The organism is Ideonella sp. BN130291 (genome assembly GCF_036231905.1).
Classification (GTDB): domain Bacteria; phylum Pseudomonadota; class Gammaproteobacteria; order Burkholderiales; family Burkholderiaceae_C; genus CAMLIZ01.
Map to the genome: position 1 here is coordinate 280,184 of NZ_JAZARE010000003.1, position 25,515 is coordinate 305,698.

General features: G+C 70.0%; 24 protein-coding genes and 1 tRNA gene. 12 read left to right on the forward strand and 13 right to left on the reverse strand.

Annotated features, from left to right (window positions below):
- Positions 1–168 precede the first annotated feature (168 nt).
- The 3 genes from VPH43_RS07655 to VPH43_RS07665 are packed head-to-tail and all read left to right on the forward strand — an operon-like array spanning position 169 to position 3,936.
- Positions 169–795, forward strand: a complete 627-nt coding sequence (locus tag VPH43_RS07655) for a (2Fe-2S)-binding protein (protein ID WP_442909234.1) — start codon at positions 169–171, stop codon at positions 793–795.
- 4 nt (positions 796–799) lie between these two features.
- On the forward strand, positions 800–1,801 hold the full coding sequence (locus tag VPH43_RS07660) for an FAD binding domain-containing protein (protein ID WP_328577088.1): 1,002 nt from the start codon (positions 800–802) through the stop codon (positions 1,799–1,801).
- Entirely contained in the window at positions 1,798–3,936 is a 2,139-nt protein-coding gene (locus tag VPH43_RS07665; protein ID WP_328577089.1) for a xanthine dehydrogenase family protein molybdopterin-binding subunit, read from the forward strand. Before VPH43_RS07660 ends, VPH43_RS07665 begins: the two co-directional genes overlap by 4 nt.
- 9 nt (positions 3,937–3,945) lie before the next feature.
- Here VPH43_RS07665 and VPH43_RS07670 read toward each other — a convergent pair whose 3' ends face one another.
- Positions 3,946–4,509: an RBBP9/YdeN family alpha/beta hydrolase gene (locus tag VPH43_RS07670; protein WP_328577090.1), complete on the reverse strand. Its 564-nt coding sequence runs from the start codon at positions 4,507–4,509 to the stop codon at positions 3,946–3,948.
- 115 nt (positions 4,510–4,624) lie between these two features.
- Between VPH43_RS07670 and VPH43_RS07675 the strand changes: the two genes are divergently transcribed.
- Positions 4,625–6,124 carry an alpha-N-arabinofuranosidase gene (locus VPH43_RS07675; RefSeq protein ID WP_328577091.1) on the forward strand — a complete coding sequence of 500 codons (1,500 nt, stop codon included), beginning with the start codon at positions 4,625–4,627 and terminating at the stop codon, positions 6,122–6,124.
- Positions 6,125–6,126: 2 nt separating this feature from the next.
- Here VPH43_RS07675 and VPH43_RS07680 read toward each other — a convergent pair whose 3' ends face one another.
- The 6 genes from VPH43_RS07680 to VPH43_RS07705 all read right to left on the reverse strand — a co-directional run bounded on the left by VPH43_RS07680 (position 6,127) and on the right by VPH43_RS07705 (position 10,600).
- Positions 6,127–7,722 carry a diguanylate cyclase domain-containing protein gene (locus VPH43_RS07680; protein ID WP_328577092.1) on the reverse strand — a complete coding sequence of 532 codons (1,596 nt, stop codon included), beginning with the start codon at positions 7,720–7,722 and terminating at the stop codon, positions 6,127–6,129.
- 12 nt (positions 7,723–7,734) lie between these two features.
- Entirely contained in the window at positions 7,735–9,219 is a 1,485-nt protein-coding gene (locus VPH43_RS07685; protein ID WP_328577093.1) for an ATPase domain-containing protein, read from the reverse strand.
- Positions 9,216–9,629 (reverse strand): hypothetical protein, encoded by a 414-nt coding sequence (locus tag VPH43_RS07690; protein ID WP_328577094.1) that lies wholly within the window; start codon positions 9,627–9,629, stop codon positions 9,216–9,218. The genes VPH43_RS07685 and VPH43_RS07690 overlap by 4 nt, the downstream gene beginning before the upstream one ends.
- Positions 9,630–9,762: 133 nt before the next feature.
- The gene (locus VPH43_RS07695; RefSeq protein WP_328577095.1) at positions 9,763–9,969 is read right to left on the reverse strand and encodes a hypothetical protein; all 207 of its coding nucleotides are present in this window, start codon (positions 9,967–9,969) and stop codon (positions 9,763–9,765) included.
- Complete coding sequence (locus tag VPH43_RS07700) at positions 9,966–10,115, reverse strand: hypothetical protein (protein ID WP_328577096.1); 150 nt, start codon at positions 10,113–10,115, stop codon at positions 9,966–9,968. Before VPH43_RS07700 ends, VPH43_RS07695 begins: the two co-directional genes overlap by 4 nt.
- A 155-nt stretch (positions 10,116–10,270) precedes the next feature.
- Positions 10,271–10,600, reverse strand: a complete 330-nt coding sequence (locus tag VPH43_RS07705) for an L-rhamnose mutarotase (RefSeq protein ID WP_328577097.1) — start codon at positions 10,598–10,600, stop codon at positions 10,271–10,273.
- A gap of 32 nt (positions 10,601–10,632) precedes the next feature.
- On the opposite strand from VPH43_RS07705, the gene VPH43_RS07710 reads away from it, so the two are divergent.
- The gene (locus VPH43_RS07710) at positions 10,633–11,073 is read left to right on the forward strand and encodes an HU family DNA-binding protein (protein ID WP_328577098.1); all 441 of its coding nucleotides are present in this window, start codon (positions 10,633–10,635) and stop codon (positions 11,071–11,073) included.
- 168 nt (positions 11,074–11,241) lie between these two features.
- On the opposite strand, the gene VPH43_RS07715 is transcribed toward VPH43_RS07710, so the two are convergent.
- From VPH43_RS07715 to VPH43_RS07725, 3 genes are all read right to left on the reverse strand, one after another.
- A tRNA-Val gene (locus VPH43_RS07715) sits at positions 11,242–11,318 on the reverse strand.
- Positions 11,319–11,354: 36 nt separating this feature from the next.
- On the reverse strand, positions 11,355–13,607 hold the full coding sequence (locus tag VPH43_RS07720; RefSeq protein WP_328577099.1) for a RelA/SpoT family protein: 2,253 nt from the start codon (positions 13,605–13,607) through the stop codon (positions 11,355–11,357).
- Positions 13,604–14,470, reverse strand: a complete 867-nt coding sequence (locus tag VPH43_RS07725) for an alpha/beta fold hydrolase (RefSeq protein ID WP_328577100.1) — start codon at positions 14,468–14,470, stop codon at positions 13,604–13,606. Before VPH43_RS07725 ends, VPH43_RS07720 begins: the two co-directional genes overlap by 4 nt.
- 59 nt (positions 14,471–14,529) lie before the next feature.
- Here VPH43_RS07725 and VPH43_RS07730 point away from each other — a divergent pair, with 59 nt between their 5' ends.
- Positions 14,530–15,300: a 3-hydroxybutyrate dehydrogenase gene (locus VPH43_RS07730; RefSeq protein WP_328577101.1), complete on the forward strand. Its 771-nt coding sequence runs from the start codon at positions 14,530–14,532 to the stop codon at positions 15,298–15,300.
- Positions 15,301–15,385: 85 nt separating this feature from the next.
- On the opposite strand, the gene VPH43_RS07735 is transcribed toward VPH43_RS07730, so the two are convergent.
- On the reverse strand, positions 15,386–16,102 hold the full coding sequence (locus VPH43_RS07735; protein ID WP_328577102.1) for an SIMPL domain-containing protein: 717 nt from the start codon (positions 16,100–16,102) through the stop codon (positions 15,386–15,388).
- A 188-nt stretch (positions 16,103–16,290) separates the two neighbouring features.
- Here VPH43_RS07735 and ompR point away from each other — a divergent pair, with 188 nt between their 5' ends.
- From ompR to VPH43_RS07765, 6 genes are all read left to right on the forward strand, one after another.
- Positions 16,291–17,025, forward strand: coding sequence for an osmolarity response regulator transcription factor OmpR (ompR, locus tag VPH43_RS07740; protein ID WP_328577103.1), 735 nt, complete (start codon positions 16,291–16,293; stop codon positions 17,023–17,025).
- Between the two features lie 38 nt (positions 17,026–17,063).
- Complete coding sequence (locus tag VPH43_RS07745; RefSeq protein WP_328577104.1) at positions 17,064–18,395, forward strand: sensor histidine kinase; 1,332 nt, start codon at positions 17,064–17,066, stop codon at positions 18,393–18,395.
- Between the two features lie 186 nt (positions 18,396–18,581).
- The gene (locus tag VPH43_RS07750; protein WP_328577105.1) at positions 18,582–19,547 is read left to right on the forward strand and encodes a tripartite tricarboxylate transporter substrate binding protein BugE; all 966 of its coding nucleotides are present in this window, start codon (positions 18,582–18,584) and stop codon (positions 19,545–19,547) included.
- 69 nt (positions 19,548–19,616) lie between these two features.
- Positions 19,617–21,497, forward strand: coding sequence for an ATP-binding protein (locus tag VPH43_RS07755; protein WP_328577106.1), 1,881 nt, complete (start codon positions 19,617–19,619; stop codon positions 21,495–21,497).
- Positions 21,494–22,861, forward strand: a complete 1,368-nt coding sequence (locus VPH43_RS07760) for a sigma-54-dependent transcriptional regulator (RefSeq protein ID WP_328577107.1) — start codon at positions 21,494–21,496, stop codon at positions 22,859–22,861. Before VPH43_RS07755 ends, VPH43_RS07760 begins: the two co-directional genes overlap by 4 nt.
- Before the next feature lie 82 nt (positions 22,862–22,943).
- Complete coding sequence (locus tag VPH43_RS07765) at positions 22,944–24,302, forward strand: leucyl aminopeptidase family protein (RefSeq protein WP_328577108.1); 1,359 nt, start codon at positions 22,944–22,946, stop codon at positions 24,300–24,302.
- Here VPH43_RS07765 and ispF read toward each other — a convergent pair.
- Together ispF and ispD are read right to left on the reverse strand one after the other, a co-directional pair.
- On the reverse strand, positions 24,293–24,790 hold the full coding sequence (gene ispF, locus VPH43_RS07770) for a 2-C-methyl-D-erythritol 2,4-cyclodiphosphate synthase (RefSeq protein ID WP_328577109.1): 498 nt from the start codon (positions 24,788–24,790) through the stop codon (positions 24,293–24,295). The genes VPH43_RS07765 and ispF overlap by 10 nt on opposite strands.
- Complete coding sequence (gene ispD, locus VPH43_RS07775) at positions 24,781–25,512, reverse strand: 2-C-methyl-D-erythritol 4-phosphate cytidylyltransferase (protein WP_328577110.1); 732 nt, start codon at positions 25,510–25,512, stop codon at positions 24,781–24,783. The genes ispF and ispD overlap by 10 nt, the downstream gene beginning before the upstream one ends.
- Positions 25,513–25,515 lie beyond the last annotated feature (3 nt).

The following is a 25,515-nucleotide window of genomic DNA, read 5'->3' on the forward strand; positions in this document are numbered from 1 at the left end:
ATCAGGCAAGAAAACGGGCCGATCGCGCTATCGGGCGGCGGGAGCGGCTTACCACAATGCCCAGGCGGTGGCTGCCACCGCATCACGTCACGCCGTACCCCGGCGCACCGATCGCTGCTCGGCCTCGTCGCCCGCGGCGACGCGCGCCAAGCCTGGGAGAGAAAGCCGATGCCCGTTGAAAGAGATCCCCACCTGCCGCGCGACGCGGGGCGACGCGATGTCCTGAAAGCCTCAGTCACCGCCGGGGGCGCAGCGGCAGTGGCCCCGCTGCTGTCACCCACTGCAGCCGGCGCCAAGCCCGACCGTGCCGCGGCCCCCAACGCGGTGGCGGTGACGCTGCGCGTGAACGGCGAGGACCGGCGCCTCACGCTGGACCCACGCACCACCTTGCTGGATGCGCTGCGCGAGCACCTGCAGCTCACGGGCTCCAAGAAGGGCTGCGGCCTCGGCCAGTGCGGCGCCTGCACCGTGCTCCTGGACGGCAAGCGGGTGAAGGCCTGCCTGTGGCTGGCGGCACTGGCAGAGGGCCGTGAGATCACCACCATCGAAGGCCTGGGTCGTGGCGACCAGCTGCACCCGCTGCAGGCCGCCTTCATCGAGCGCGATGCCTTCCAGTGCGGCTACTGCACCTCCGGCCAGATCATGGCCGGCGTCGCCTGCATCGCCGAAGGGCATGCCGGCTCGGCGCAGGAGATCCGCGAATGGATGAGCGGCAACATCTGCCGCTGCGGCGCCTACGACCACATCGTGGCCGCCATCCACGACACGGCCCGCAAGGCACCGCAGGGGGGCTGAAGCCATGCATCCCTTCGCACTCGAACGGCCGCGCGACCTGCGCTCCGCGCTTGCACTGCGCGCACAGGCCGGTCGCAACGACATTGCCACCGAGTACCTTGGCGGCGGCACCGACATGGTCCAGCTGCTGCAGGAGAACGTGCGCTCGCCCGAGCGCCTGGTGAGCTTGGGCAGCGTGCTGGACAAGCGCATCGAGGCCTCGCCGCAGGGCCTGCGCATCGGCGGCGGTGCGACGATGGCCGAAACGGCCGCGCATCCCGAGGTGGCGACACGTTTCCCGTTGATCGCGCAGGCCCTGCTCGCGTCGGCCAGCCCGCAGGTGCGCAACCAGGCTACGATGGGTGGCAACCTGCTGCAGCGCACGCGCTGCCCCTACTTCCGCGACACCGGCTACAGCGCCTGCAACAAGCGCAAGCCCGGCTCGGGCTGCGCGGCCATCGGCGGCGAGAACCGCTGGCACGCGGTGCTCGGCGGCAGCGAGCACTGCATTGCCGTGCACCCGTCCGACCTGGCGGTGGCGCTGGTGGCATTGGACGCCACGGTGCATGTGCAGGGCCTTTCCGGCGAGCGTGCAGTGGCGCTGGCCGATTTCCACCGCCTGCCAGGCTCCACGCCGCACATCGAGGCCGAGCTGCGGCCCGGCGAAGCGGTGACCGCGATCAGCGTGCCCGAGCACCCGGTGAACCGACGTGCGCACTACCTGAAGGTGCGCGACCGCGCGTCCTTTGAATTCGCCGTGGTATCCGCCGCCGTGGCGCTGGACCTGCAGGACGGTGGCCGCATCCGCGAGGCGCGCGTGGCGCTGGGCGGCGTGGGCACCAAGCCCTGGCGCCTACCCAAGGTGGAAGCCGCGCTCGCGGGCGCCGGCCTGCAGCGCGATGCTCTGCGCCGGGCGGCCGCCTTGGCGGCCCAGGGTGCGCAAGGGCGCGGCCACAACGACTTCAAGATCGAGCTGATGCAGCGCGCCATCGTGCGCGCGGTCGAGGCCGCGGGAGGTGTGGCATGAGCGGTAACGCCTTCGTCGGACAACCGGTGAGCCGCGTTGACGGGCGGCAAAAGGTGACCGGGCGCGCGACCTACGCCGCCGAGTTCCCGCAGGCGAACCTGGCCCATGCCGCGGTGGTGCGCAGCACCATCGCCCACGGCCGCGTCAGCGCCATCGACACCGCCGCCGCGCAGCGCGCCCCGGGCGTGCTGGCCGTCATCACCCATCGCAACGCGCCGCGCCTGCCGTACCAGCCGCACAAGGGCGCAGTGGACCCGGTGGTCGGCGAACGACTGCACCTGCTGCAGGACGACCGGGTGCACAGCCAGGGCCAACCGGTGGCCCTGGTGGTGGCCGAGACGCTGGAGCAGGCGCAGCATGCCGCCACGCTGGTGCGGGTGCGCTATGCGGCCGAAGGCGCCGTCACCGACGTGCGGCAGGCGCAGCCCGTGCTGCCCACGCACGAAAAGAAGGACCAGTCCGACACCACCCCGCCCGAAACCACGCGCGGCGATCCGCACAAAGCCCTCGCCGCGGCGCCCGTGCAAGTGAACCAGCAGTACGTGATCCCGCGCGAGAACCACAACCCGTTGGAGATGCACGCCACCATCGCCGCGTGGGACGGCAACCGGCTCACGCTGTGGGACAAGACGCAATGGGTGGACAACGTGGCCGACGAGATCGCCGCGGTGTTCGGCATCCACGCGCAGGGCGTGCACGTGGTGTCGCCCTTCGTCGGCGGCGCCTTCGGCTCCGCGCTGCGCACCTGGCCGCATGTGACCCTGGCCGCGCTGGGCGCGCGGGTGGCCAGGCGCCCGGTGAAGCTGATGCTGTCGCGGCGCGACATGTACTACGGCACCGGCTACCGCCCGCATACCGTGCAGTGGGTGGCCCTGGGCGCCTCGCGCGAGGGCCGGCTGCAGGCGATCGTGCACGACGCGTGGCAGGAGACCTCCACCTACGAGGAATATTCGGAGTCGCTGCTCAACGCGACACGCTTCCTGCATTCCTGCCCCAACGTCCACACCCGGCACCGCATCGCCCGCCTGAACGTGCACACGCCCACCTACATGCGCGCGCCCGGCGAATCGAGCGGCGTGCATGCGCTGGAATGTGCGATGGACGAGCTGGCGGTGGCGCTGGCGATGGACCCGGTGGAACTGCGCCTGCGCAACGAGCCACAGCAGGACGAGTTCAAGCAGCAGCCGTTCTCCAGCCGCGCCACGCGCGAGGCCTACCGGCTGGCCGGCGAACGCTTCGGCTGGAGCCGCCGCAACCCGGTGCCCGGCTCCATGCGCGATGACCGCTGGCTGATCGGCTGGGGCGTGGCCGCTGCCACCTACCCGATGAACTTTGCGCCGGCCTCGGCACGCGCCCGCCTGCTGCCTGACGGTAGCGCCGAGGTGAGCACCGCGGCCAGCGACATGGGCCCGGGCACCTGGACCTCGATGACCCAGGTGGCCGCCGAAACGCTGGGGCTGCCGATGGAGCACGTGCGCTTCACGCTCGGCGACAACCGGCTGCCCAAGGCGCCGGTGCATGGCGGTTCGATGACGATGGCCAGCGTGGGCAGCGCGGTGCAGGCCGCCTGCCGCAAGGTGCGGCAGGACGCGCTGGCGCGTGCCAACGCCACCGACCTGACCGAGGCGATGCGCCGCCTGGGCCGCCCAGTGGAGGCCACCGAGGAGGTGCAGCCCGGCGAACAAGGCCAGGGCTACTCCCGGCACGCCTTCGGCGCCGTGTTCGTGGAGGTCGCGGTCGATCCGGACCTGGGCGAAACGCGCGTGCGCCGCATCGTCGGCGCCTACGGCGCGGGCCGCGTGGTCAACCCCAAGCTGGCGCGCAGCCAGTGCATCGGCGGCATGATCGGCGGCATCGGCATGGCGTTGATGGAGCATGCGGTGGTGGACCCGCGCAACGGCCGCGTGCCCAACGCCAACTTCGCCGAGTACGCGGTGCCGGTGCACGCCGATGCGCCGCCGGTGATGGAGGTGATCTTCGTGCCCGAGGACGACCCCCACCTCAACCCGCTGGGCGTGAAGGGGCTGGGAGAGATCGCGATGGTGGGCGTGGCCCCGGCCATCGTCAACGCGATCTACCACGCCACCGGCAAGCGCATCCGCGAGCTGCCGGCCACGCCGGACAAGCTGCTGTAGCGCCGCCGGCTAGCGTGCCGACTGGGACGCGCGCTCGAGCTCGTCGAGCACCAGCGGGAACTCGGTGAAGCCTTCGCTGGCAAGGAAGTGGCCGCCGCGCTCCACCATCACGAGCTTGGCGTCCAGGTCCTTCGCCAGGGCCTGGCTCAGTGCTGGCGGCACCCCGGCGTCGTTGGACGAGGCGATGACGCTTCGGTAGGCCGCCATCGCCGCGAGCTTGGGTGTATCGAGGTCCGGCTTGGCGAAGGCGTCCAGCTGCGGCAGTACCGCCAGCGGCGCATTGAAACCTGAGACCAGCACATAACCGCCGATCGCGGCGTCGGCAGGCGCCTGCTCCAGATGCCGCAGCACGGCGATGCAGCCCAGGCTGTGCGCGACGAACCAGGTGTGCCGGTCCAGCACCGCGGCCTGGGCCTGCAGCGCCTGCACCCACGCCGTCGGGTCGGGCTCGTGCGGCGAGGGCAGCTCGACCACCGACGCGCTGTGGCCCTGCGCCTGCAGCGCCTGCTTCAACCAGGGAAACCAATGGTGGGCGGGCGAGGCATCGAAGCCGTGGACGATGTAGACGTGCATGTCATCCCTTTTGCAGATCCACGGATATTAGTTCGAACGGCGCACTAATTGAAACGATGACACTGCCGTCACCGATCGGACAATGCTGCGCGCAGCATCCATCCTCCTCCTCGCCATGGCTCCCCTGCTCGGCGCACATGCGGCGCTCCCCATCCAGACCACCTTGTCGGTCTCGCAAGAGGCCGCCGGCCCGCGCATCGAGCCCGAGGTGTACGGCCACTTCGTCGAGCACCTCGGCACCGGTGTGTACGGTGGCCTGTGGGTTGGCCCCGAATCCACCATCCCCAACACACGCGGCTGGCGCGACGACGTGCTGGCCGCGCTGCGCCGCATCCAGGTGCCGGTGGTGCGCTGGCCGGGTGGCTGCTTCGCCGACGACTACGACTGGCGCGACGGCATCGGCCCGCCGGCCCAGCGCCCGGTGCGCCTGAACAAGGTGTGGGGCCATGTGCCGGACAACAACCGCGTGGGCACGCACGAGTTCATGGACTTCACCGAACTGATCGGCGCGCAGGCCTACATCGCCGGCAACATGGGCTCGCTGCCACCGCGCTCGATGTCGCAATGGCTGGAGTACATGACCTCCGACAGCCACTCCACCCTGGCCCAGGAGCGCCGCCGCAACGGCCGCGATGCGCCCTGGCGCGTGAAGTACTTCGGCGTCGGCAACGAGACCTGGGGCTGCGGCGGCCACATGCGAGCCGAATACGCAGCCGACCTGCACCGCCAGTACGCCCAGTTCCTGCGCTCACCCGCGCCGGTGGTGAAAGTCGCCTCCGGCGACGGCGAAGGCCGGGACGAGGTCACCGAGGTGATGATGGCCCGCGCCAAGGACGACATGGACGCACTGAGCCTGCACTACTACACCGTGCCGGGCACCTGGGAGCACAAGGGCAGCGCCACCGGCTTCGACGCGCAGCGCTGGGCCAGGTCGCTGCAGGTGGCCATGCACCTGGAGGACCGCATCATCGCCACCAGCCGCATCATGGACCGGCATGACCCGCAGAAGCGCGTGGCCCTGTTCGTCGACGAGTGGGGCATGTGGCACGACCCCGAGCCCGGCACCAACGGCGCCTTCCTGCAGCAGCAGAACACCCTGCGCGACGCGATGGTGGCGGCATTGAGCTTCGGCATCTTCCAGCGCCACACCGACCGGGTGAAGATGGCCAACATCGCGCAACTGGCCAACGTGCTGCAGGCCCTGGTGCTCACCGACGGCGAGAAGATGGTGCTCACGCCCACGTACCACGTGTTCGACATGTACCGGCCGTTCCAGGGTACGACGCCGCTGCAGGCGACGCTCGCCACGCCGGACTACCGGCAGGGCGACATCACGCTGCCCGCGGTGCAGGTGTCGGCCGCACGAGCGGCCGACGGTGCCATCCTGCTGGCACTGGTCAACCTCGATCCCGTGCGGCCCGCCCGCGTGAGGACCGACCTCGCGGGCCCGGCCACCGGCCGCAGCCTCACGGCCCCGGCGATGGACGCCCACAACAGCTTCGACCGGCCCGGCACCATCGCTCCCGCGCCCTATGCCGCCACGCCGGTGGGTGGGCGGCTGAGCCTGGACCTGCCCGCGAAGTCGATCGTGGTGGTGTCCGTGCCGGCGCCCTGAGCCTAGGCGTCCGCGCGTGGGCAGACCGGCAGGCGCACCTCGAACTCGCTGCCGGTGCCGGGCCCGGCGCTGCGGGCTTCGACCGTGCCGCCATGGGCCAGCACCAGCTCGCGCACCACGGCCAGGCCGATGCCCAGCCCGCCGGCGTCCGCGCCCACGGTGCGCTCCTCCTGGACGAACAACTCGAAGATGTTCGGCAAGGCGTCGGCCGAGATGCCAATGCCGTTGTCCCGGATGGTGATGCTCACCTGCCCCTGCGCCTCCACCGCCGCCAGCTCGATGCGGCCGCCGGGTGGGGTGTACTTCGAGGCGTTGTCCAGCAGGTTGCAGAACACCTGCTCCAACCGCATCGCGTCCCCGTTCACCCGCAGCGTGCCCGCCGGAAGGCGGGCATCGACGGTCTGCCGCCGCGCCAGCATGCGCGCGCTGGCCACTTCCACGGAGCGCTCCAGGATGCCGAGCAGCGCCACCTCCGCAGGTTGCAGGCGGAAGCCGGTGGCGCCGGCACGCGAGCCGTCCAGCAAGTCATCGATCAGGCGCGACATGTGCGCGACCTGGCGGTCGATCACTTCGCCGGCCTTGTGGATGCCCGCATCGCCGCCGTGCGCAAGCTTGAGCCAATGGCCCGCCGTGCGGATCGGTGTCAGCGGATTGCGCAGCTCATGCGCCAGCACGGCCAGCGCACGGGCATGGCGTTCGCGGGCGACTTCCGCCGCATCCAGCAGCTCCTGTGCGCGCAGCGCGGCCACCAGCAGCTTCTCGTTCACCTCACGCAGGTTGTGCATCACGCCGTGCTGGCGCGATGACAAGCGCGGGGGCGCGGAAACCCCATCCTGCGCGGGTGAGCCATCGACGAACCGATAGCAGTTGCCGCCGGCCCGCTTGGCGTCGTACATCGCCTGGTCCGCACGGGCGATGAGGCCGTCCGCGTCTTCACCATCCACCGGCCGCAGCGCAATGCCGATGCTGGCGGACACGGTGAAGGCCTCCCCGTCCAGCATGATGGGCTCCGCCAGCGCAAGCAGCACCTTCTGCGCGGTGCGGGCGGAGGCGGCCCTGCCGGCCACCTCGGGCAGCAACACCAGGAATTCGTCGCCGCCCTGCCGCGACACGGTGTCCGACTCGCGCACCGCGGCACGCAGCCGCGCCGCCACGCGACGCAGCACTTCGTCGCCCGCGGCATGCCCCGCGGTGTCGTTCACCAGCTTGAAGCCGTCCAGGTCGAGGAACAGGATGGCCAGGCAGGCATCGTGGCGGCGCGCCAGGGCCAGCGCACCCCTGAGCCGGTCGGTCATGAGCGCACGGTTCGGCGTGTCGGTGAGCGTGTCGAACTGGCTCGACCGGGACACCTCCTCCAGTTCAGCGGTTGCCTCGTTCGCGCGCCGCTCGGCCCGCATGGTGGCCTGCAGCAGCTGCTCGTTCGCCTCCACCAGCTGCGCGTAGCGAAGGTCGCTGTAGCGCGCCGCCTCCTGCACCATCTCGCGGCGGATCTGGACGAGCTCACGGCGGATGTCGCCGGTGAGCCGGTCCAGCGTGTCGAGCGCCGACGCGGCCGCATCGAAGTCGTCGGGGCGAGGCGGCTCGGCCGGGCTGCTCATGCGTGTGCCGCTTCAGGCCTGGGAGCGCGCGCCGCCCGCCACCGGCCCACCGTTGCGGCGGGGCTGGCCCGCAAGCAAGCCGGTGTGGCCGGCCAGGCGCTCCCCCAGCTGGATGCCATGTTCATCGATCTGGAACAGGCGCAGCTCGTTGGAATGGGCGCTGCCGCGCAGCTTGACCACCCCCATCACCCGCTCCAGCCGGCTGTCGATCTCGACATAGCGCTGCACGATGATCGCGTCGGTGAGGAAGGCGGTGCCGTAGGGGCTGAACCGCAGGTCGGAGTAGCGGTCTTCCAGCTCCGACGTCAGCAGCACGGTGGCGCCGGTGCTCGCCAGCGCGGACACCATGTGCGCCAGCGACTCCCGGAAGTCGTCGCGGAAGGTGGGGGCCAGCGCCAGCTCGAAGCTGGAGAGCGAATCGACCACCACGCGCCTTGCGCCGCGGCTGCGAACCTGCGCCAGCAACAGCGCCGTGGCTTCGTCGATGGACAGGTCCGGCGCCGCCGTGGCGATCACGCTGACGGCGCCCTCGTCGACCAGCCGGTTGAGCCGGGCATCGCGCGACCGGCGAGGCCCCTGTTCGAAGCTGGCCACCACGCCGTGTTCGCCGAGCCGTGCACCTTCGGCCAGGAAGGAGGTGGCCAGGATGGACTTGCCGGAACCGGAGGGCCCGGCCACCAGCAGCGAGTAGCCTTGCGGCAGGCCGCCGCCCAGCATGTCGTCCAGCGCGGCGATGCCGGTGCTCACGCGGGCCGCCGGCGCCCCGACCGCCGGTGCCAGCGGCGCCAGCGCCTCGGCGCGCGCAGGCGCAAACACCTCGATGCCGCCGGAGGTGATGCGAAAGGTGTGCAGGCCGGGCAGCGTGGCCTGGCCGCGCATCTTCATCACCTCCACCTTGCGCACCACCGAGTTGCGCTGCACGCTCTGGAACATCCACAACAACCCGTCGGAGACGGTGAAGACCGGGTTCGGATCCTTCTCGGTGAAGTACTCGCCGATCAGGAAGGTGGTGGCCTGCCAGCTGGTCATCAGCATGCCCAGCTGCTGGATGAACTGCTGCAGCCGCGCGTGGCCGCCTTCGCCATGGCTGGCCAGCGCCACCGAGCGGAAGGAATCCACCACCACCACCGCCGGCGACACGGCGCGCACCTCCTGCTCGATGCGCGCGAGCACGGCGTCCAGGTCACCGCTGGCGGTGTCGTCCGCCAGGTTGACGAAGCGGACGCACTGGTTGACCTTGTCCGCGTCGAAGAAGTCGAACTGCTGCTGGTAGCGCAGCATCTTCAGCGGCGGCTCGCCCAGGATGGTGAAGTACAAGGCCGGCGTTGCGGGCGTGGCCAGCGAGAACACGATCTGGTGGGCCAGCGTGGTCTTGCCGCAGCCGGGCGGGCCGGCGATGAGGTTGAAGGAGTACTCGGGCAGGCCGCCGCCGAGCACCGCGTCGAGGCCGGGTACGCCGGTGCGCAGCCGCCGGATGGTTGCTTTGGAGGTGTTCATGGAAACGGGCCTTGCTCGGCATGGCCGATCGGAGGAACGACCAGCACCGCACCCAGAAGCCGCTGTACGAGCGAAGCTCCGATGAGGCTGGCGAGAATGGCTTGGAAGGACTGCAGGAGCTGTTCGTTGGCGGCCTGGGCCTGCTCGGGCGGCTGCCCACGCAGCACGTGCAGCAAGGCCTGGAAGTCGGCACTGCGCTCCGTGCCTTCGTCGGCAGCGGCCAGCCACGGATGGCCGACGCAGGTAAGGTGAAGCGAGCGCCGGTACAGCGCCACGAAGCCGCCCTGGCCGACGATGGGCACCAGCGCGGCCTGCACCGCCTTCCAGGTGGCGATCGCCACCTCCGCTACCGAATCGCCGCGCGGCGATTCGGTACGCGCCGACGGTACCGGTGCTGCGTTGTTGGACATGGCTTCATGAAAAGCGGCTGACCAGGGTATCACGGGCCCGCTGGCGCGCCCGCCCGCCCGGAGGTGGGTTGCCGCTTCGCCCGCCGCCGGCATGGCAGCCGACGGCGCTGCCGTCAAGGGCACTGCGGCCAGCTCAAACGCCTGCGGCAAGCGGGCGGTCCGGCGCCGCGCCCGGCGCACGGGCGCGCAACAGCTGGTCGAGCCGGTTCTCCAGGGACTCGACGTTGCAGAAGGCTTCCAGGTACTTCTCCTGCGGGCCGCTGGCGCGCCACGCCTCCATCTCCGTCTCGGCCTTGGCGATGCGGCCCTTCAGCACGTCCAGCTCGTCTTCAGCTGTCATGAGCGGTCCTTCGCATCCAGCGCCTTCTTGCCACCCGGCACCGTCGGCCCCGCGGGCACGGGATTCGAGGCCGCCGGCATGGGCGCCGGCCGCGGCTGCTTGGGCTTCCTGGCTTCCTTGTTGCCACGCTGGTGGTCTTTGGACATGACGCTCTTTCGCGCCGGCAACAGCGCCGGCTTTGCGTCCAGTCTGGGTTGCCGCGCCGCTGCTGTCTGTGCGCTGCCGTACCGAGCCCGACGCACCGCCGGTGGGCCGGCCGCTCAGCACGTGCATCACCGGACCGGCGCGCAGGGTGCCCCGCTCAGTCGACGTGGAACACGCACTCCATCGCCGCCCAGTGCTCCCCGGGCGCGCGGCTGGCCAGCGGCCGCTGGCAAGGGCTGCAGAAGGTCCACCAGCGGCGGGTCTCGGGGTCGGCGGCGATGGCGGCCATGTCCGCGTCGTAGTCGCTGCCGTGGTATTCCCAGTAGCCGAACAACAGGTTCTCCGGCTCGCGCAGGAAGATGCTGTAGTTGCGGATGTGGGAGGCGGCCAGGCGCGCCAGCACCGCCGGCCACACGGCAGCGTGCAGGTGCTTGTATTCGGCGATGTGTTCCGGCGCAATGCCGATCACCATGCCCATGCGTTGCATCGTGTATTCCTCGTCAGTAGACAACTCCCGGGGTGATCGCCTCGGCGTGCCTCCACGCACCGCGGAGCATCGAAGGCACAATCGCCCCGCCCGAATGGCGGGCGTCGTTGAGAGATCGAATGAATCGCGTAGAACTGATTGAACGCATCGCTGCCCAGCACACCCTCAGCAAGGCTGAAGCAGGCCGCGTGCTGGCCACCATCCTGGATGCCGTCGTGACCACCGTCAAGAAGGGCGGCACGGTGACCTTGCCTGGTTTTGGTTCATTCAAGCAAGTGGCCCGCGGTGCGCGCACCGGCCGCAACCCGTCCACCGGCGACAAGATCAAGATTGCCGCCGTGAAGCTGCCGAAGTTCACCGCCGGCTCTGCCTTCAAGGCAGCCGTGGATCCGAAGGCCGCAGCGCGCAAGGCCGCCAAGGCAGCCGCAGCCCCTGCGAAAAAGCCGGCGGCCAAGAAGGCAAAGAAGGCCTGACCTTGCAGTCCTGACAGCACAAGGGCTTCGGCATGCCGAAGCCCTTTGTCGTTCTGGCGCCCCTGGCGGCTGCGGGACGCGGCCATGCCAACGACCAGGCCACAGAAACCAGGCAACAAAAAAACCCGGTAAACCGTTGGTGGACAACGACTTACCGGGTTCCGGTGTTGGTAGGCGCGATTGGACTCGAACCAACGACCCCCACCATGTCAAGGTGGTGCTCTAACCAGCTGAGCTACGCGCCTGCGAAGCCTTGCAGTATAGCAGTGATTTGCAGGCGCTCATTTGCGTCGGGCCTGCCGCACGCCAGGCACGCGGCTCACCTGCCCCAGCACCTGCGCCAGCCGGGCCGCGTCGCTCACCTCCACCGTGAAGGTCATCCAGGCGGTGCCGCCGCGGGTGTCCTTCACGGTCTGCGTGTGCACGCCGGTCACGTTCATCTTCTCCTTGGCGAACACCTCGGAGATGTCGCGCAGCAGGCCCTGGCGGTCGCCCGCCTCCACCAGCACGTTGACCGGGTACACGGCGGTGCGGCCCGAAGGCGCCTCGCCCCACTGCACGGGAATCACCCGTTCCGGCGAGCGCTCGGCCATGTGGCGGAAGTTGGTGCAGTCGCCGCGGTGCACCGCCACGCCCTTGCCGCGGGTGACGAAGCCACCGATGGCGTCGGGCGGCGCCGGCCGGCAGCAGCGTGCCAGGCTGGTGAGCAGGGATTCCACGCCCACCACCAACACACCGCCCCGCGTGGCGGCGCCTTCTTCCGCCCTCGCCTTCTTGAGCACCACCTCGTCGGGCGTGGGCGGGCTTTCGGGCGGGCGCAGCAGCTGCTCGATGTTGCGCAGCGAATACTCGTCCTTGCCCACCACTTCGAACAAGGCATCCGCATTGCGAAAGCCCAGGCGCGAGGCCAGGTCGTCGAGCTTGAGCGCCGTGCGGCCTTCGCGCTGCAGCAGTTTTTCCACCAGCTCGCGGCCACGCGCCACCGTCTCGGCCTGCGCCAGCGCGTTGAACCAGGCGCGCACCTTGGACTTGGCGCGCGAGCTGCGCAGGTAACCGAGCTCGGGGTTCAGCCAGTCCAGCGACGGGCCGCCTTCCTTGATGGCACTCACCTCCACGGTCTGGCCGCTGCGCAAAGGGGTGTTCAGCGGCACCATCGCGCCGTCCACCTTGGCTCCGCGGCATCGGTGGCCCAGATCGGTGTGCAGCGTGTAGGCAAAGTCCACCGGGGTGGCACCCGCCGGCAGCTCGATCACCGCGGCCTGCGGCGTGAACACGTAGATGCGGTCGTCGAAGGCGGCTTCCTCGCCGGCCTGCACGCCGCCCTGCTGCTCGGCCAAGTCGCGCTCCCAGGCGAGCAGCTGGCGCAGCACCGCCTTGCGCGCCTGCGCCACCTGCTCCTCGAACTCGCCCGCCGCGCTGACACCGCCATAACCGCGCGCGCCGGCCTCCTTGTAGGCCCAGTGGGCCGCCACGCCGTGCTCGGCATGCTCGTGCATCGCCCGCGTGCGGATCTGCACCTCCACCGGCCGGTCATCGTCATCCAGCACCACGGTGTGCAGCGATTGGTAACCGTTGGGTTTGGGTTTGGCGATGTAGTCGTCGTATTCGCCGGGCACCGGCCGGTAGCGCTCATGCACCCGGCTCAGCGCCGCATAACACTGGGGCACGTCGTCCACGATCACGCGCAGCGCCCGCACGTCGAACACCTGCGCGAAATCCAGCCCCTTGCCCTGCATCTTCTTCCAGATGCTGTAGATATGCTTGGGCCGGCCCTGCACCTCCGCCTGCACCCCCACCGCCGCCAGCTCCGCGCTCATCTGGCGGCGGATCGCTTCCACGCTGTGTTCGCGCTCCGTGCGCTTTTCGTCCAGCAGCTTGGCAATGCCGCGATAGGCCTGCGGGTCGAGGAAGCGAAAGGACAGGTCCTCCAGCTCCCACTTGATCTGCCAGATGCCCAGCCGGTTGGCCAGGGGCGCAAACACCTGCTGCGATTCGAGCGCCAGCGCGTTGGGGCAAGGCCGCTTGCTGGCCGCATAGAAGCGCAAGGTCTGCAGGCGCGAAGCCAGGCGAAGCAGCACCACGCGCAGGTCGCGCGAGAACGCCAGCAGCATCTTGCGCACACGCTCGGTCTGCTCGGCACGCTGCGCGGTGTGCACCTGGGCTTCACGCGCGGCCCGCTGGATCTGCACCAGCTTGCGCGTGTGCATCACCAGGCTGGCGTAGGACTCGCCGAAGGCGGTGGCCACCACCTCCTCCGGCCGCTGCAGGAAGTCGGCCGCATAGACCAGGTAGGCGGCTGCCCGCATGGACGGCGCGGCGCCTACCTGTTGCAACAAGGTGGCCACGCCATCGGCATGGGCCAGCGCGTCCTCGCCGGTGTCCAGCTCGCGGCCGGCCAGCAGCGGCTCCGCGAAGGCGCGCGCACGGGCCAGTGCACCGTGTTCCGCGTCGGCGTCCGGCCGCTCCGGCGCGACGTCGGCCAACGCAAGAATCGGCGCCCGCGCGTCCGGCCGCTCGAGCACCCCTGTCTTCATGAGGAGAGCAGGAAGTTGCGCACCACCGACACCTGGTCGGCCTGCACCAGCGTGGGCGCATGGCCTACACCTTCGAACTCGCACAGCTGGGCGCGCGGGCCGCGCTGCATCATCTCGATGGCGGTGTCGCGCGACAGCAGGTCGGAATCGGCGCCGCGCAGCAGCAGCGTCTCGCTGCGCAGGCTGTCATAGGCCTTCCACAGCTGTGCCTCGCCAGCGGCGGCCAGCTCCGGCGTGACGGCACGGAAGGGCACCGCGATGGCCGGGTCGTAGTGCGGCTTGAAGCCGCTGCCATCGACCTTGAGCTGAGGCCGGGTGAGCGCCAGCCATTGCTCGCGGGTGTGCGGGCCAAAGCTCTGCGAGATGCTCCACAGGTAGTCGGCTGCCTCTTCTTCGGTGGTCCAGTGAGCGGGCTGGCCGAGGTACTGGCCGATGCGTTCGATGGCCGCGAACTGGATGCTCGGCCCGACGTCGTTGAGCACCAGGCGCCGCACCGGCGCGCCGGGCATGGAGGCCAGCGCCAGCCCGATCAGGCCGCCCATGGAGGTACCCACCCAGTCGAGCTGGGTGGCATTCACGCGGGCCAGCAAGGTGACCATGTCGGCCACATAGGTCGGCACCACGTAACCCATCGGGTCGGCCAGCCAGTCGGACTGGCCCCGGCCCACCACGTCGGGGCAGACCACCCGGTACACGTCCGCCATCGCCTCGGCCAGGGTGTCGAAATCACGGCCCTGGCGTGACAGGCCGTGTGCGCACAGCAGCACCCGCGGGTTCGCCGGGTCACCCCATTCCCAGTAGGCCATGCGGTGCAGGCCGCGGTTGTCCAGGCACTGCACGTGGTTGAGTCGGGGTGGGGTCATGAAAGGGTCGGCCATCACTCGGGATAATCAATCCTAACAACCGACCAGGAGTCCGCCCCATGCTCAACGGAAAAACCGCGCTCGTCACCGGCTCCACCAGCGGCATCGGCCTCGGCATCGCCACCAGCCTGGCGCAGCAAGGCGCCAATGTCATCCTCAACGGCTTCGGCGACCACGACACCCCGCTGCGTGCGCTGCAGACGCTGGGCGTGCGCGTGGGCTACCACGGTGCGGACATGAGCAAGCCGGCCGAGATCGAAGCCATGATGCAGATGGCGCAAGCCGATTTCGGCGGCGTCGACATCCTGGTCAACAACGCCGGCATCCAGCACGTGGCCAATGTGGAAGACTTTCCGCCCGAGAAGTGGGACGCGATCATCGCGATCAACCTCTCGTCGGCCTTCCACACCACCCGGCTGGCCCTGCCCGGCATGAAGGCGCGCGCCTGGGGCCGGGTGATCAACGTGGCCTCCACCCACGGCCTGGTGGCCTCGGCGCAGAAGTCGGCCTATGTGGCGTCCAAGCACGGCATCGTCGGCTTCACGAAGGCGGTGGCCCTGGAAACCGCGACCACAGGCGTGACGGTGAACGCGATCTGCCCCGGCTGGGTGCTGACCCCGCTGGTGCAGAAGCAGGTGGACGCACGCGCGGAAAAAGACGGCGTGGACAGCGAGGAAGCCAAGCGCCGGCTGCTGGCCGAAAAGCAGCCGTCGCTCCAGTTCACCACGCCGGAACAGTTGGGCGGGCTCACCGTGTTCCTTTGCTCACCCGCCGCCGACAACGTGCGAGGGGTCGCCTGGAACGTGGACGGCGGCTGGGCCGCACAGTGAATGAACCCGGGCCGCCACGCTAGCGGCTAGGCCGCGGCGCTGCCCCCCACGGGGCTGGCCGTCCTTGGCGCGGCCCGGCGGCTGGCTACTTCATCTGCACCGTGCCGCTGACCGTGGCGCTGACGGTGCCCTTGCCCGGCTCCACCGGCAGTGCCTGGTCGGCCATCATCTCGGCCTTGGCCCGCATCATGGGCACCGGGCCGCCGCCGTTGGGCTCGTTGGTCATCACGTTCACCTCGCGGATCGTGAAGCTGCCGTAGCCGAACTGCTTGGCCATGTCGGCCGCCTTGGCGCGATAGCGGGCAATCGCCTGGGCGGTGACGTCGGCCTCCACCTTCTCCCGCGCCTCGCGCGACAGGGTGTAGCCCACGCGGGCGATGGTCACGGTGGGCAGGCGGCCGGTGAGCTGAGCGATGGCCTGCATGTCGCGCCCTTCCACCACCAGCTCGGCGTTGCCCTGCCAGCCGTTGATCGCGCCCTTGCTGTTGTAGCGCGGGTAAAGCGAGAAGTTGGCGGTCTGCACATCCACCGCGCCCGGCTTGGCGATCTTGCGCGCCTCGGTGAGCGCCGTGTCGATCGCCTGCTTCAGGGCGTTCTGCACCACGCCGGCATCGGGCCCTTCGCGGGTGGCGCTGAACACCACGCTCAGCACATCCTTGGCCACTTCCACCTGGGCGGTGGCCGCCAGGTTGAGCACCGCCTGGGGCGGCGGCGCCACCGCAGTCTGCGCGCTGGCGGTGAGGCTCGCCAGGGCCGTGGCCAGGCCAATCAGCGCGCGGCGCGTGGACGGTTGTTGTTGCATGTCTTTCCTTCCATTGTTGTCGTTGGAGGGCTCATTTCTGCCCTGGATGTGAAGCCTGACGCACGGCGCTGGCGTGTCAGCCGGCACGCGGGCTCAGCGCCCGCAAGATTTGTAACAGAGGGTCAGGCCCGGGAAAACGCACCTCAAAACCTGCGCACAATGCCGCTGTTACAAATTTGGAGGCTCGTATGAATGCTCCCACCAACGCCCGAGCGGACCGTATCGTTGTCGTCGACGACGATGCGCGCATCCGCGACCTGCTGCGGCGCTACCTGACGCAGGAAGGTTTCGAGGTGCTGTTGGCCGAAGACGCCAAGGCGCTGAACCGGGTGCTGACGCGCGAGACGGTCGATCTGATCGTGCTCGACCTGATGCTGCCCGGCGAGGACGGCCTCTCGATCTGCCGCCGCCTGCGCGCCGCCAATGACGTCACGCCCATCATCATGCTCACCGCCAAGGTCGAGGACGTGGACCGCATCGTCGGCCTGGAAGTCGGCGCCGACGACTACCTGCCCAAGCCCTTCAACCCGCGCGAGCTGCTGGCCCGCATCCACGCCGTGCTGCGTCGCCGCCCGGCGATGGAAGCGCCCGGCGCCCCGGCCAAGGAGCCGCAGACGGTCACCTTCGGTCCGTTCGAATTCGACCTCTCGCTGCGCCGCCTTACGAAGGATGGCGAACAGATGGCTTTGACCACTGGCGAGTTTTCCATGCTGAAAGCGCTGGTTCGCCATCCGCGGCAACCGCTCTCGCGCGACAAGCTGGCCCAGCTGGCCCGGGGCCGTGAGTTCGAGCCTTTCGACCGCAGCCTGGACGTGCAGATCTCGCGCCTGCGCAAGATGATCGAGCCGGACCCGGCGCAGCCGCGCTACATCCAGACGGTGTGGGGCGTGGGCTACGTGTTCGTGCCGGACGGCTCCGCCTGAGCTCGAAAGGCCCCGGCCTTGAGGCATGATTCCCGACCATGCCTCGCAATGCCCCTGCGCTGAGCCTCTTCTGGCGCACTTTCTTCCTGCTCGCCCTGCTGCTGTTCGGCGGCATCTTTGCCTGGGTGCAGACCCTGCGCGCGCTGGAGTTCGAGCCGCGCGCGGTGCAGGCGGCGCAGCAGATCGCCAGCCTGGTGAACCTGTCGCGCGCGGCCCTGCGCTACGCCGACGGGATCAACCGGGTCACGGTCGTCAAGACCATGAGCGACCAGGAATCCGTGAAGGTGTCGCCGCGCGAGCCGGGCGACAAGTGGGAGCCCTTCGAGGTGGACCGCTTCACCCGCCGCATCGGCAGCGAGCTCCGGTCCCGCCTCGGCCCCGACACGCTGGTGGCCAACACGGTGAACGGCCAACCCGGGCTGTGGGTGGGCTTCACGATCGAGAAGGATCCGTACTGGCTGCTGGCCGACCCGAACCGGGTGTACCCCGCTGCCGGCGGCGCCACCTGGTCGATCTGGGTCGGCATCGCGCTGCTGGCCACGGTGGTGGGCTCGGTGGCGATCGCCCGGCTGATCAACCGGCCGCTGCGCGAGCTGTCCTTCGCGGCCAGCCGCATCCGTGAAGGCGAGTACGACTCGCGCCTGGACGAAAACACGCTCACCAGCGAGATCCGCGAGGTGAACATGGGCTTCAACCGCATGGCACGCGAGCTCGCCAAGGTTGAGGAAGACCGCGCCGTGATGCTGGCCGGCATCTCGCACGACCTGCGCACGCCGCTGGCGCGCCTGCGGCTGGAAGCCGAGATGAGCGTCAACGACGAAGAAGCGCGCAAGAACATGGCGATGGACATCGACCAGCTCGACGCGATCATCGACAAGTTCATGGACTACGCCCGCCCTGGCGAGGTGAAGCTGGTGCCGGTGCACCTGTCGGCGCTGATTGACCGCGAGGCATCCGCCTTCCGCGACCCGTCGCAGATTCGTATCACCTCGCGGGTGGCGATCGACCTCACCGTGATGGCCGACGACACGGAACTCGGTCGCGTGTTCGCCAACCTGTTCGAGAACGCCCGCCGCTATGGCCGCAGCAACGACACCGGCATCGCGATGGTGAGCGTGGCTTACGCCCGCACCGGCCCGTGGGTGATCGTGAGCGTGCGCGACCACGGGCCCGGTGTGGCGCCCGAAAAACTGGCCGAACTCACCACGCCCTTCTACCGCGGCGATGCCGCCCGCACCGCCGCCACCGGCGCCGGCCTGGGCCTCGCGATTGTCGAAAAGGCGCTGCAGCGCATGGGCGGCAACTTCGAGCTGGCCAACGCACCGGACGGCGGCCTGGTGGCGCACATCCGGCTGCGCCGGGCGCCCTGAACCGGCGACGGGTGCGGCGGGAAACCGCCGCGTTCACCGGGCCGCGGCTGAAACCTCGCCGCGCCCCAACACCGCGCCAAGCGCCATCCCAAGGCGCGACAAGCACTTGCGGGCGCTCCCCGGCTTGGCACGTCGCATGCGATGCCGGCGGCGGGCCACCATCGGCCTGCCACACCCGGAGACAACATGGACCGCAGAACTTGGGTTGCAATCGCATGGACCACCCTCGCCCTTCCCGCCGCATGGGCTGAGGCCTACCCGGCAAAGCCGATCCGCCTGGTCGTACCCTTTGCGCCCGGAGGCACGACCGACATCATTGCTCGTGCGGTGAGCGACAAGGCAGGTGGCCTGCTGGGCCAGACGTTGGTTGTCGACAACAAGAGCGGCGGCGGCGGCGCCATCGGTGCGCTGGAGGTGATCAGGTCACCGGCAGACGGCTATGTGCTGGGTGTTGCGACCGTGTCGACCACGGCGTCCAACCCGGCCATCAACAAGAAGATCGGCTACGACCCGCTGACCGACTTCACGCCCATCATCAACCTCGCCGCGACGCCGAACGTGATCGCCGTGCACCCGAGCTTCCCGGCGCGCGACTACAAATCCTTCCTTGCCGCGCTGCAGGCGAACCCGGGCAAGTACAGCTTTGCCAGCTCCGGCGTGGCCACCATCGGCCACATGCAGATGGAGCTGTTCAAGAGCCTGTCGGGCACTTTCATCACCCACATCCCCTACCGCGGCGCCGGTCCGGCGCTCAACGACACCGTCGCCGGACAGGTGCCCATCATCTTCGACAACCTGCCCTCGGCGCTGCCCTTCATCCGCGACGGACGGCTGATCCCGATCGTGGTGGCCGCACCCCAGCGCCTGCCGGTGCTGCCCAACGTGCCGACCTTCAAGGAGGTGGGCCTGGAGCCGGTCAACCGCATGGCCTACTACGGCCTGCTGGGCCCGAAGGGACTCTCGCGCGAGGTGGTCAACAAGGTCTCCTCGGCGCTGCGCAAGACGCTGGAAGATCCGTCGGTGAAAAAGCGCGTCGAGGAGACCGGCTCCCTGATCGTCGGCAACACGCCGGAGCAGTTCGCCACCCAGATCGCCGCCGAGTACCGGACGTACCAGGAGGTGGTGCAGAAGCAGAAACTCCAGATGGATTGAGCGGCGACCGGCCCGCCTCTACGTCATTGCACGGATGGAGGCGGCGCGCCGGTGCCGTACGCTCGGCCTGTGCTGCACCAAGGCAACCTTCCCCCGCGGACGGCGCAGCGGCGTGCGTTGACCGCGCTGCTGGCCTTGCTGGCCTGCGTGGCGCTGGTCGGCAGTGTCTACGGCTGGTCGGTCCGAAGCGGCACCCGGCAGCTGCACCGGGACGCCGAGCGCAGGCTGGCGTTCCTGTCGAACGATCTCGCTTCGGCACTCGACAAGTACGACACCCTGCCCGCAGTGCTGGCCAGCCATACCGAGTTGGTGGCCACACTGCGCGACGCCAGCGACGCCGGCCAGCGCCAGAGGGTCAACGAGCTGCTGGAGCGCCTGGCGCAGGAGACACACGTGAACGCGGTGTACCTGATGGACGCGGGCGGCACCACCGTCGCAGCCAGCAACTGGCGCACGCCGCGCAGCTTCGTCGGGCAGAACTATGCCTTCCGGCCGTACTTTCGCCAGGCTTCGGAAGGCGGCACCGGCCGTTTCTACGCGGTGGGTGCCACCACCGGCGAACCTGGCTACTTCCTGGCGCGCGCGGTGCGCCAGCCGTTGACGGCGCCGCCGCTGGGCGTGGTGGCGGTAAAGATCTCGCTCGACGACATCGAGGCCAACTGGGCCCGCAGCGGCGAGCGCCTGGCCCTGCTCGATGCCCACGGCGTGGTGTTCCTCGCCAGCCGGCCGTCCTGGAAGTTCCACGGCATGGATCCCCTGCCGGGCGAGGTGCTAGCGGTCATCCGCTCCGCGCAGCAGTACGGCGACCGCGCGTTGCAGCCGCTGCCGCTGCAGCCGCTGGCGAGCCTTGGCTTCGAAGGCCTGGTGCAGCTGGCCGAAGGCGCACGCCCGGGGCCGGCACTCCTGGTGCATCGACAGCCGGTGGGGCGGATGGACTGGACGCTGGTCTCTTTTTCCGACGTGGGCGAGGTGCAGCACCTGGCGCGCGGCTACGCGATTGCCACCGCCTTTGGCTGCGGCTTCGTTCTGCTGGGGTTGCAGCATGCGCGCCTGCGCCGCCGCGGCGACGAAGAGCGCCGCATCGCAAGGCGCGCGCTCGAGCGCGCCGATGCGCAGCTGGAGCAGCGCATCGGGCAACGCACCGCCGTGCTGCTGGAAGCGAACCACGAACTGGCCCGCAAGCTGGCCGAGATCGATTGCACGCAACGCACGCTGCGCGCGACGCAGGACGAGCTGGTGCAGGCGGGCAAGCTCGCCGTGCTGGGGCAGATGGCGGCCAGCATCACGCACGAGATCAACCAGCCGCTGACCGCGCTGCGAGCCCTGAACGACAACGCGGTCGTGCTGCTCGAACGCGGCGACCAGCCGGCGGTGCGCGGCAACCTGCAATTGGTGGACGCGCTGGCGCAGCGCATCGGCGGCATCGTCTCGCAGCTGAAAGGCTTTGCGCGCAAGGACGACCTGCGGCAGGAGCCGGTCGCCTTGGCCCCGGTCATCGACATGGCCGTCGCGCTGGTGGCCGCCAACGTGCAGCAGGAAGGCGTGCGGATCGAGCGTGCGGCGGTGGATGCGGCACTGGTCGTGCAAGGGCAGGCAGTTCGCATAGAGCAGGTGCTGGTGAACCTGCTGCGCAACGCGATCGACGCATCCCGCCTCACGGGTGACAGGCACATCGAGCTGCAGGTTCGCAGTGATGGGAACATGGTGAGCGTCGCGGTGGCTGACCGTGGGCCCGGCATCGCGCCCGATGTGCGCGAGCGCCTGTTCGAGCCGTTCTTCACCACCAAGGCCGCGGGCCAGGGCCTCGGGCTCGGGCTGGCGATCTCGGCCTCGATCGCCAATGCCCTGGGCGGCACGTTGACGGCGCAGGACCGGCCGGGCGGTGGCACCATCTTTACGCTGTCGATGCGCGCGGCCTGCGTAAACAGCCCCGAGGCCACGCAAGCATGACAGCCGCCACGACGAGCGCCGAAGTGCTGCTGGTGGAGGACGACCTGGGCGTCCAGATGGCTGCCGCGCAGACGCTGCGCCTGGGCGGCTTCCAGGTGAGTTGCTGCACCAGCGCGGAAGAGGCGCTGCGCCGCATCGGCCCGGGTTACGCGGGCATCGTGATCTCCGACGTCCGGCTGCCGGGCCGCGACGGCCTGGCGCTGCTGCGCGAGCTGCGCCGCACCGACCCCGAGCTGCCGGTGGCGCTGGTCACGGGCCACGGCGACGTCGCCATGGCGGTGGAGGCCATGCGAGAAGGTGCCTGGGACTTCATCGAGAAGCCCTTCTCCTCCGATCGGCTGAACGAAGTGGCGCGGCGGGCGCATGCACAGCGCCGGTTGGTGCTGGAGAACCGGCGCCTGAAGGCCGCACTGGGCGGCGGCGCCGGCGCCCGGCTGCTCGGCACGTCGGCCGCCATGGAGCACGTTCGGACGCTGGTGGCCACCTTGGGAGCCGCCGGCGTCGACGTCCTGATCGAGGGCGAAACGGGCACGGGCAAGGAGCTGGTGGCACGGGCGCTGCACGACGCCAGCGGCGCCAGCGGACCGTTCGTGGCCATCAATTGCGGCGCGCTGCCGGAAACGGTGTTCGAGGCCGAGATCTTCGGCGCCGAGCCGGGGGCCTACACCGGCGCCAGCAAGCGCCGCATCGGTCGGCTGGAACACGCCGGCGACGGTACCGTGTTCCTCGACGAGATCGAATCCATGCCGCTGGCAGGGCAGGTGAAGCTGCTGCGCGTGCTGCAGGAGCGCACCGTGGAGCGGCTGGGCTCCAACACCAGCGTGCCACTGCAATGCCGCGTGGTCGCCGCCACCAAGGTCGATTTGCGCAAGCTGGCAGCCCAGGGCCGCTTCCGCGACGACCTGTACTACCGGCTCAACGTGGCCACCGTCAGCGTGCCACCGCTGCGCGCGCGGCGCGAGGACATCCCTCTGCTGCTGACCCACTTTGCCGAGGCCGCCGCGCTGCGCTTTGGCCGCCCGGTGCCGCAGTGGAGCGCAGCGCAGTTGAGCGAGTGGCAGCTTCGGGAGTGGCCGGGCAACGTGCGCGAGCTGCACAACTTCGCCGACCGCTGGGTGCTCGGCGTGGAAGCCGCTTCCGACGCCATGGCCCTGCCGGCCGACACAGGGCTGTGCGAACAGGTCGACGCGTTCGAGCGCAGCCTGATCGACAAGGCGCTCAGACAGGCCCAGGGCAGCGTTGCACGTGCCGCCGAAGCGCTTGCCGTGCCGCGCAAGACGCTGCACGACAAGCTCAAGCGGCTGGGCCTGGTGGTGCAGGCCTACCGCGCCGGGCACTCGCACGTCGACAGCGACGAGGTTTAGGGTCTTTGTGCATCGGCAGCCGGCGTGCGCTCAGGAAGGCTATCTTCGCCGCACTCGTTTCTCCGATTGAAAGTCATCTGCCGTGCCAACCACTCCCGACACCGCCGTTCCCATCACCCTCGTCAGCGCGGCCGACCTGCCCGCCTGGCTGGAAGCCCACCCCGCTCAGCGCGCCTGGCTCAGCGCCACCGGCTTCAAGGCGCGCCCCGGCAGCTTTGCCCTCGTGCCGGGCGCCAATGGTGAGTTGGGCCAGGTATTGGCCGCCCCCGCCGAGGGCGCGCCGGTGTGGGCCCTGGCCGCCTTGCCGAATGCGCTGCCCGAAGGCCGCTACCGGCTGGACTCGGCTCTCGCCCCGGCCGACGCGACCGCGGCTGCATTGGGATGGGCGCTCGCCTCGTATGCCTTCACCCGCTATCGCGCGGCCAAGCGTGCGCCTGCGCAGCTCGATCTCCCAGCGGGTGCCGACGCGGCCGAGGTGGCCCGCCTGCAAGGCGCCGTGTCGCTGGCGCGCGACCTGATCAACACGCCGGCCGAGGACCTGGGGCCGGAGCACCTGGCCGCGGCCGCGCGGGCAGTGGCGGAACGCAGCGGCGCGCAGCTGAGCGTGATCCGCGGCGACGATCTGCTGGCGCAGAACTACCCCACGGTGCATGCCGTCGGCCGCGCCAGCACCCGGGCACCCGTGCTGATCGACCTGCGCTGGGGCGACGCCTCGGCGCCCAGGGTCACGCTGGTCGGCAAGGGCGTGTGTTTCGACACCGGCGGGCTGGACCTGAAAACCGCGGCCGGCATGCTGCACATGAAGAAGGACATGGGCGGCGCCGCCATCACACTGGGCCTGGCGCAGGCGCTCATGGACGCCGGCGCGCCCATCCGCCTGCGGGTGCTGATCCCCGCGGTGGACAACGCGGTGGCCGGCAATGCCATCCGCCCGCTGGACATCGTGCGCACCCGTTCGGGCAAGACGGTGGAGATTGGCAACACCGACGCCGAAGGCCGCCTGATCCTGTGCGACGCGCTGTGGGAAGCCGACACCGAAGAGCCCGACCTGCTGGTGGACGTCGCCACGCTCACCGGCGCGGCCCGCGTGGCACTGGGGCCGGACCTGCAGGCGCTGTTCTGCGACGACGAGGCGGCGGCCCAGGCGCTGCAGCAGGCCGGCATGGCGGCGGGCGACCCGATGTGGCGCCTGCCGCTGTGGAAGCCCTACCTGAAGAATCTGGACGCCAAGATCGCCGACTTGAAGAACGTGTCCGGCAGCCCGCATGGCGGCGCGATCTACGCGGCGCTGTACCTGTCCGAATTCGTCTCAAAGGCCCGCACCTGGGCTCACCTGGACGTGGCGGGCTCCAACGACAAGGCGCAACCCGGCCGGCCTGAAGGCGGCGAGGCCACCGGCCTGCGGGCCCTGTACAGCTACATCCGCCAGCGCTACGGTTGAACTGGCGCAGCGCGGCGCACCAGCAGGCACACCGCGCGCGCTTCAATGGCCCGGCCCTCACCCACCGGGCCCATCTTCTCCGCGGTCTTCGCTTTCACGTTCACCCGATCGCGCGCGATCGCCAGGGCGCTGGCGATGGCCTGCTGCATGGCCGGGATGTGCGACGCCATCCTGGGCGCCTGGGCCACGATGGTGCTGTCCACGTTCACCAGCTCGTAGCCGGCTTCGCGCACCCGCCGCGCGGCCTCGGCCAGCAGCACCCGTGAATCGGCGCCCTTGAACTGCGCGTCGGTGTCCGGGAAGTGGCGGCCGATGTCGCCCAGCCCCGCGCCGCCCAGCAGCGCGTCGGTGATCGCATGCAGCAGCGCATCCGCATCCGAATGGCCGAGCAGGCCGTGGGTGTGCGGGATGGTCACGCCGCCCAGCACCAGCGGCCGGCCGGTGACCAGCTGGTGCGTGTCCCAGCCTTCGCCGATTCTCAGGTCCATGCTGCGGCTCCTGTGTCGAGGTTGCGGGTGGTGAGCAGGCGCTGCGCGAGTTCGAAGTCGCCGGGCCAGGTGAGCTTGAAGTTCTCCGCCTCGCCGCGCACCAGCTTCGGCGCATGGCCCAGCGCTTCCACCGCACTGGCCTCGTCCGTCACCGCGACGCCCGCATGGGCGAGCGCGGGCTGCAGCAGGCCGATGCGGAACATCTGCGGCGTCTGCGCGGCCCACTTGTGGGCCCGGTCCACCGTGGCGGCCACGCGACCCTCGTGTTCCTGCTTGAGCGTGTCGGCCACCGGCAGGGCCAGCAGGCCGCCCACCTCGTCGTCATGGCAGGCGTCGATCAGGCGCTGCACCCATTCCGGCCGCAACAGGCAGCGGGCCGCGTCGTGCACCAGCACCCAGTCGTGCGGCTGGGCACCCCGGGCCAGCAGCTCCTGCAGGCCATGGGCCACCGTGTGCGCCCGCGTGTCGCCCCCGTTGCGGCACACCCATGCGGTCTCACCCACGAAGCCGGGCGCATGCTGCTCGAACTGGTCATCGTCGGGGGACAGCACCACCAGGATGCCGCTGAGCTGGGACACGCTAGAAAGCGCGGCCAGCGTGTGCGCCACCACCGACTGGCCGGCCACGCTGCGGTACTGCTTGGCCAGGCCCGGGCCGGCGCGGCTGCCGGTGCCTGCGCACGGCACCAGGGCAAAACAACGGGGAAGGGTTCCTATCTGCATCGC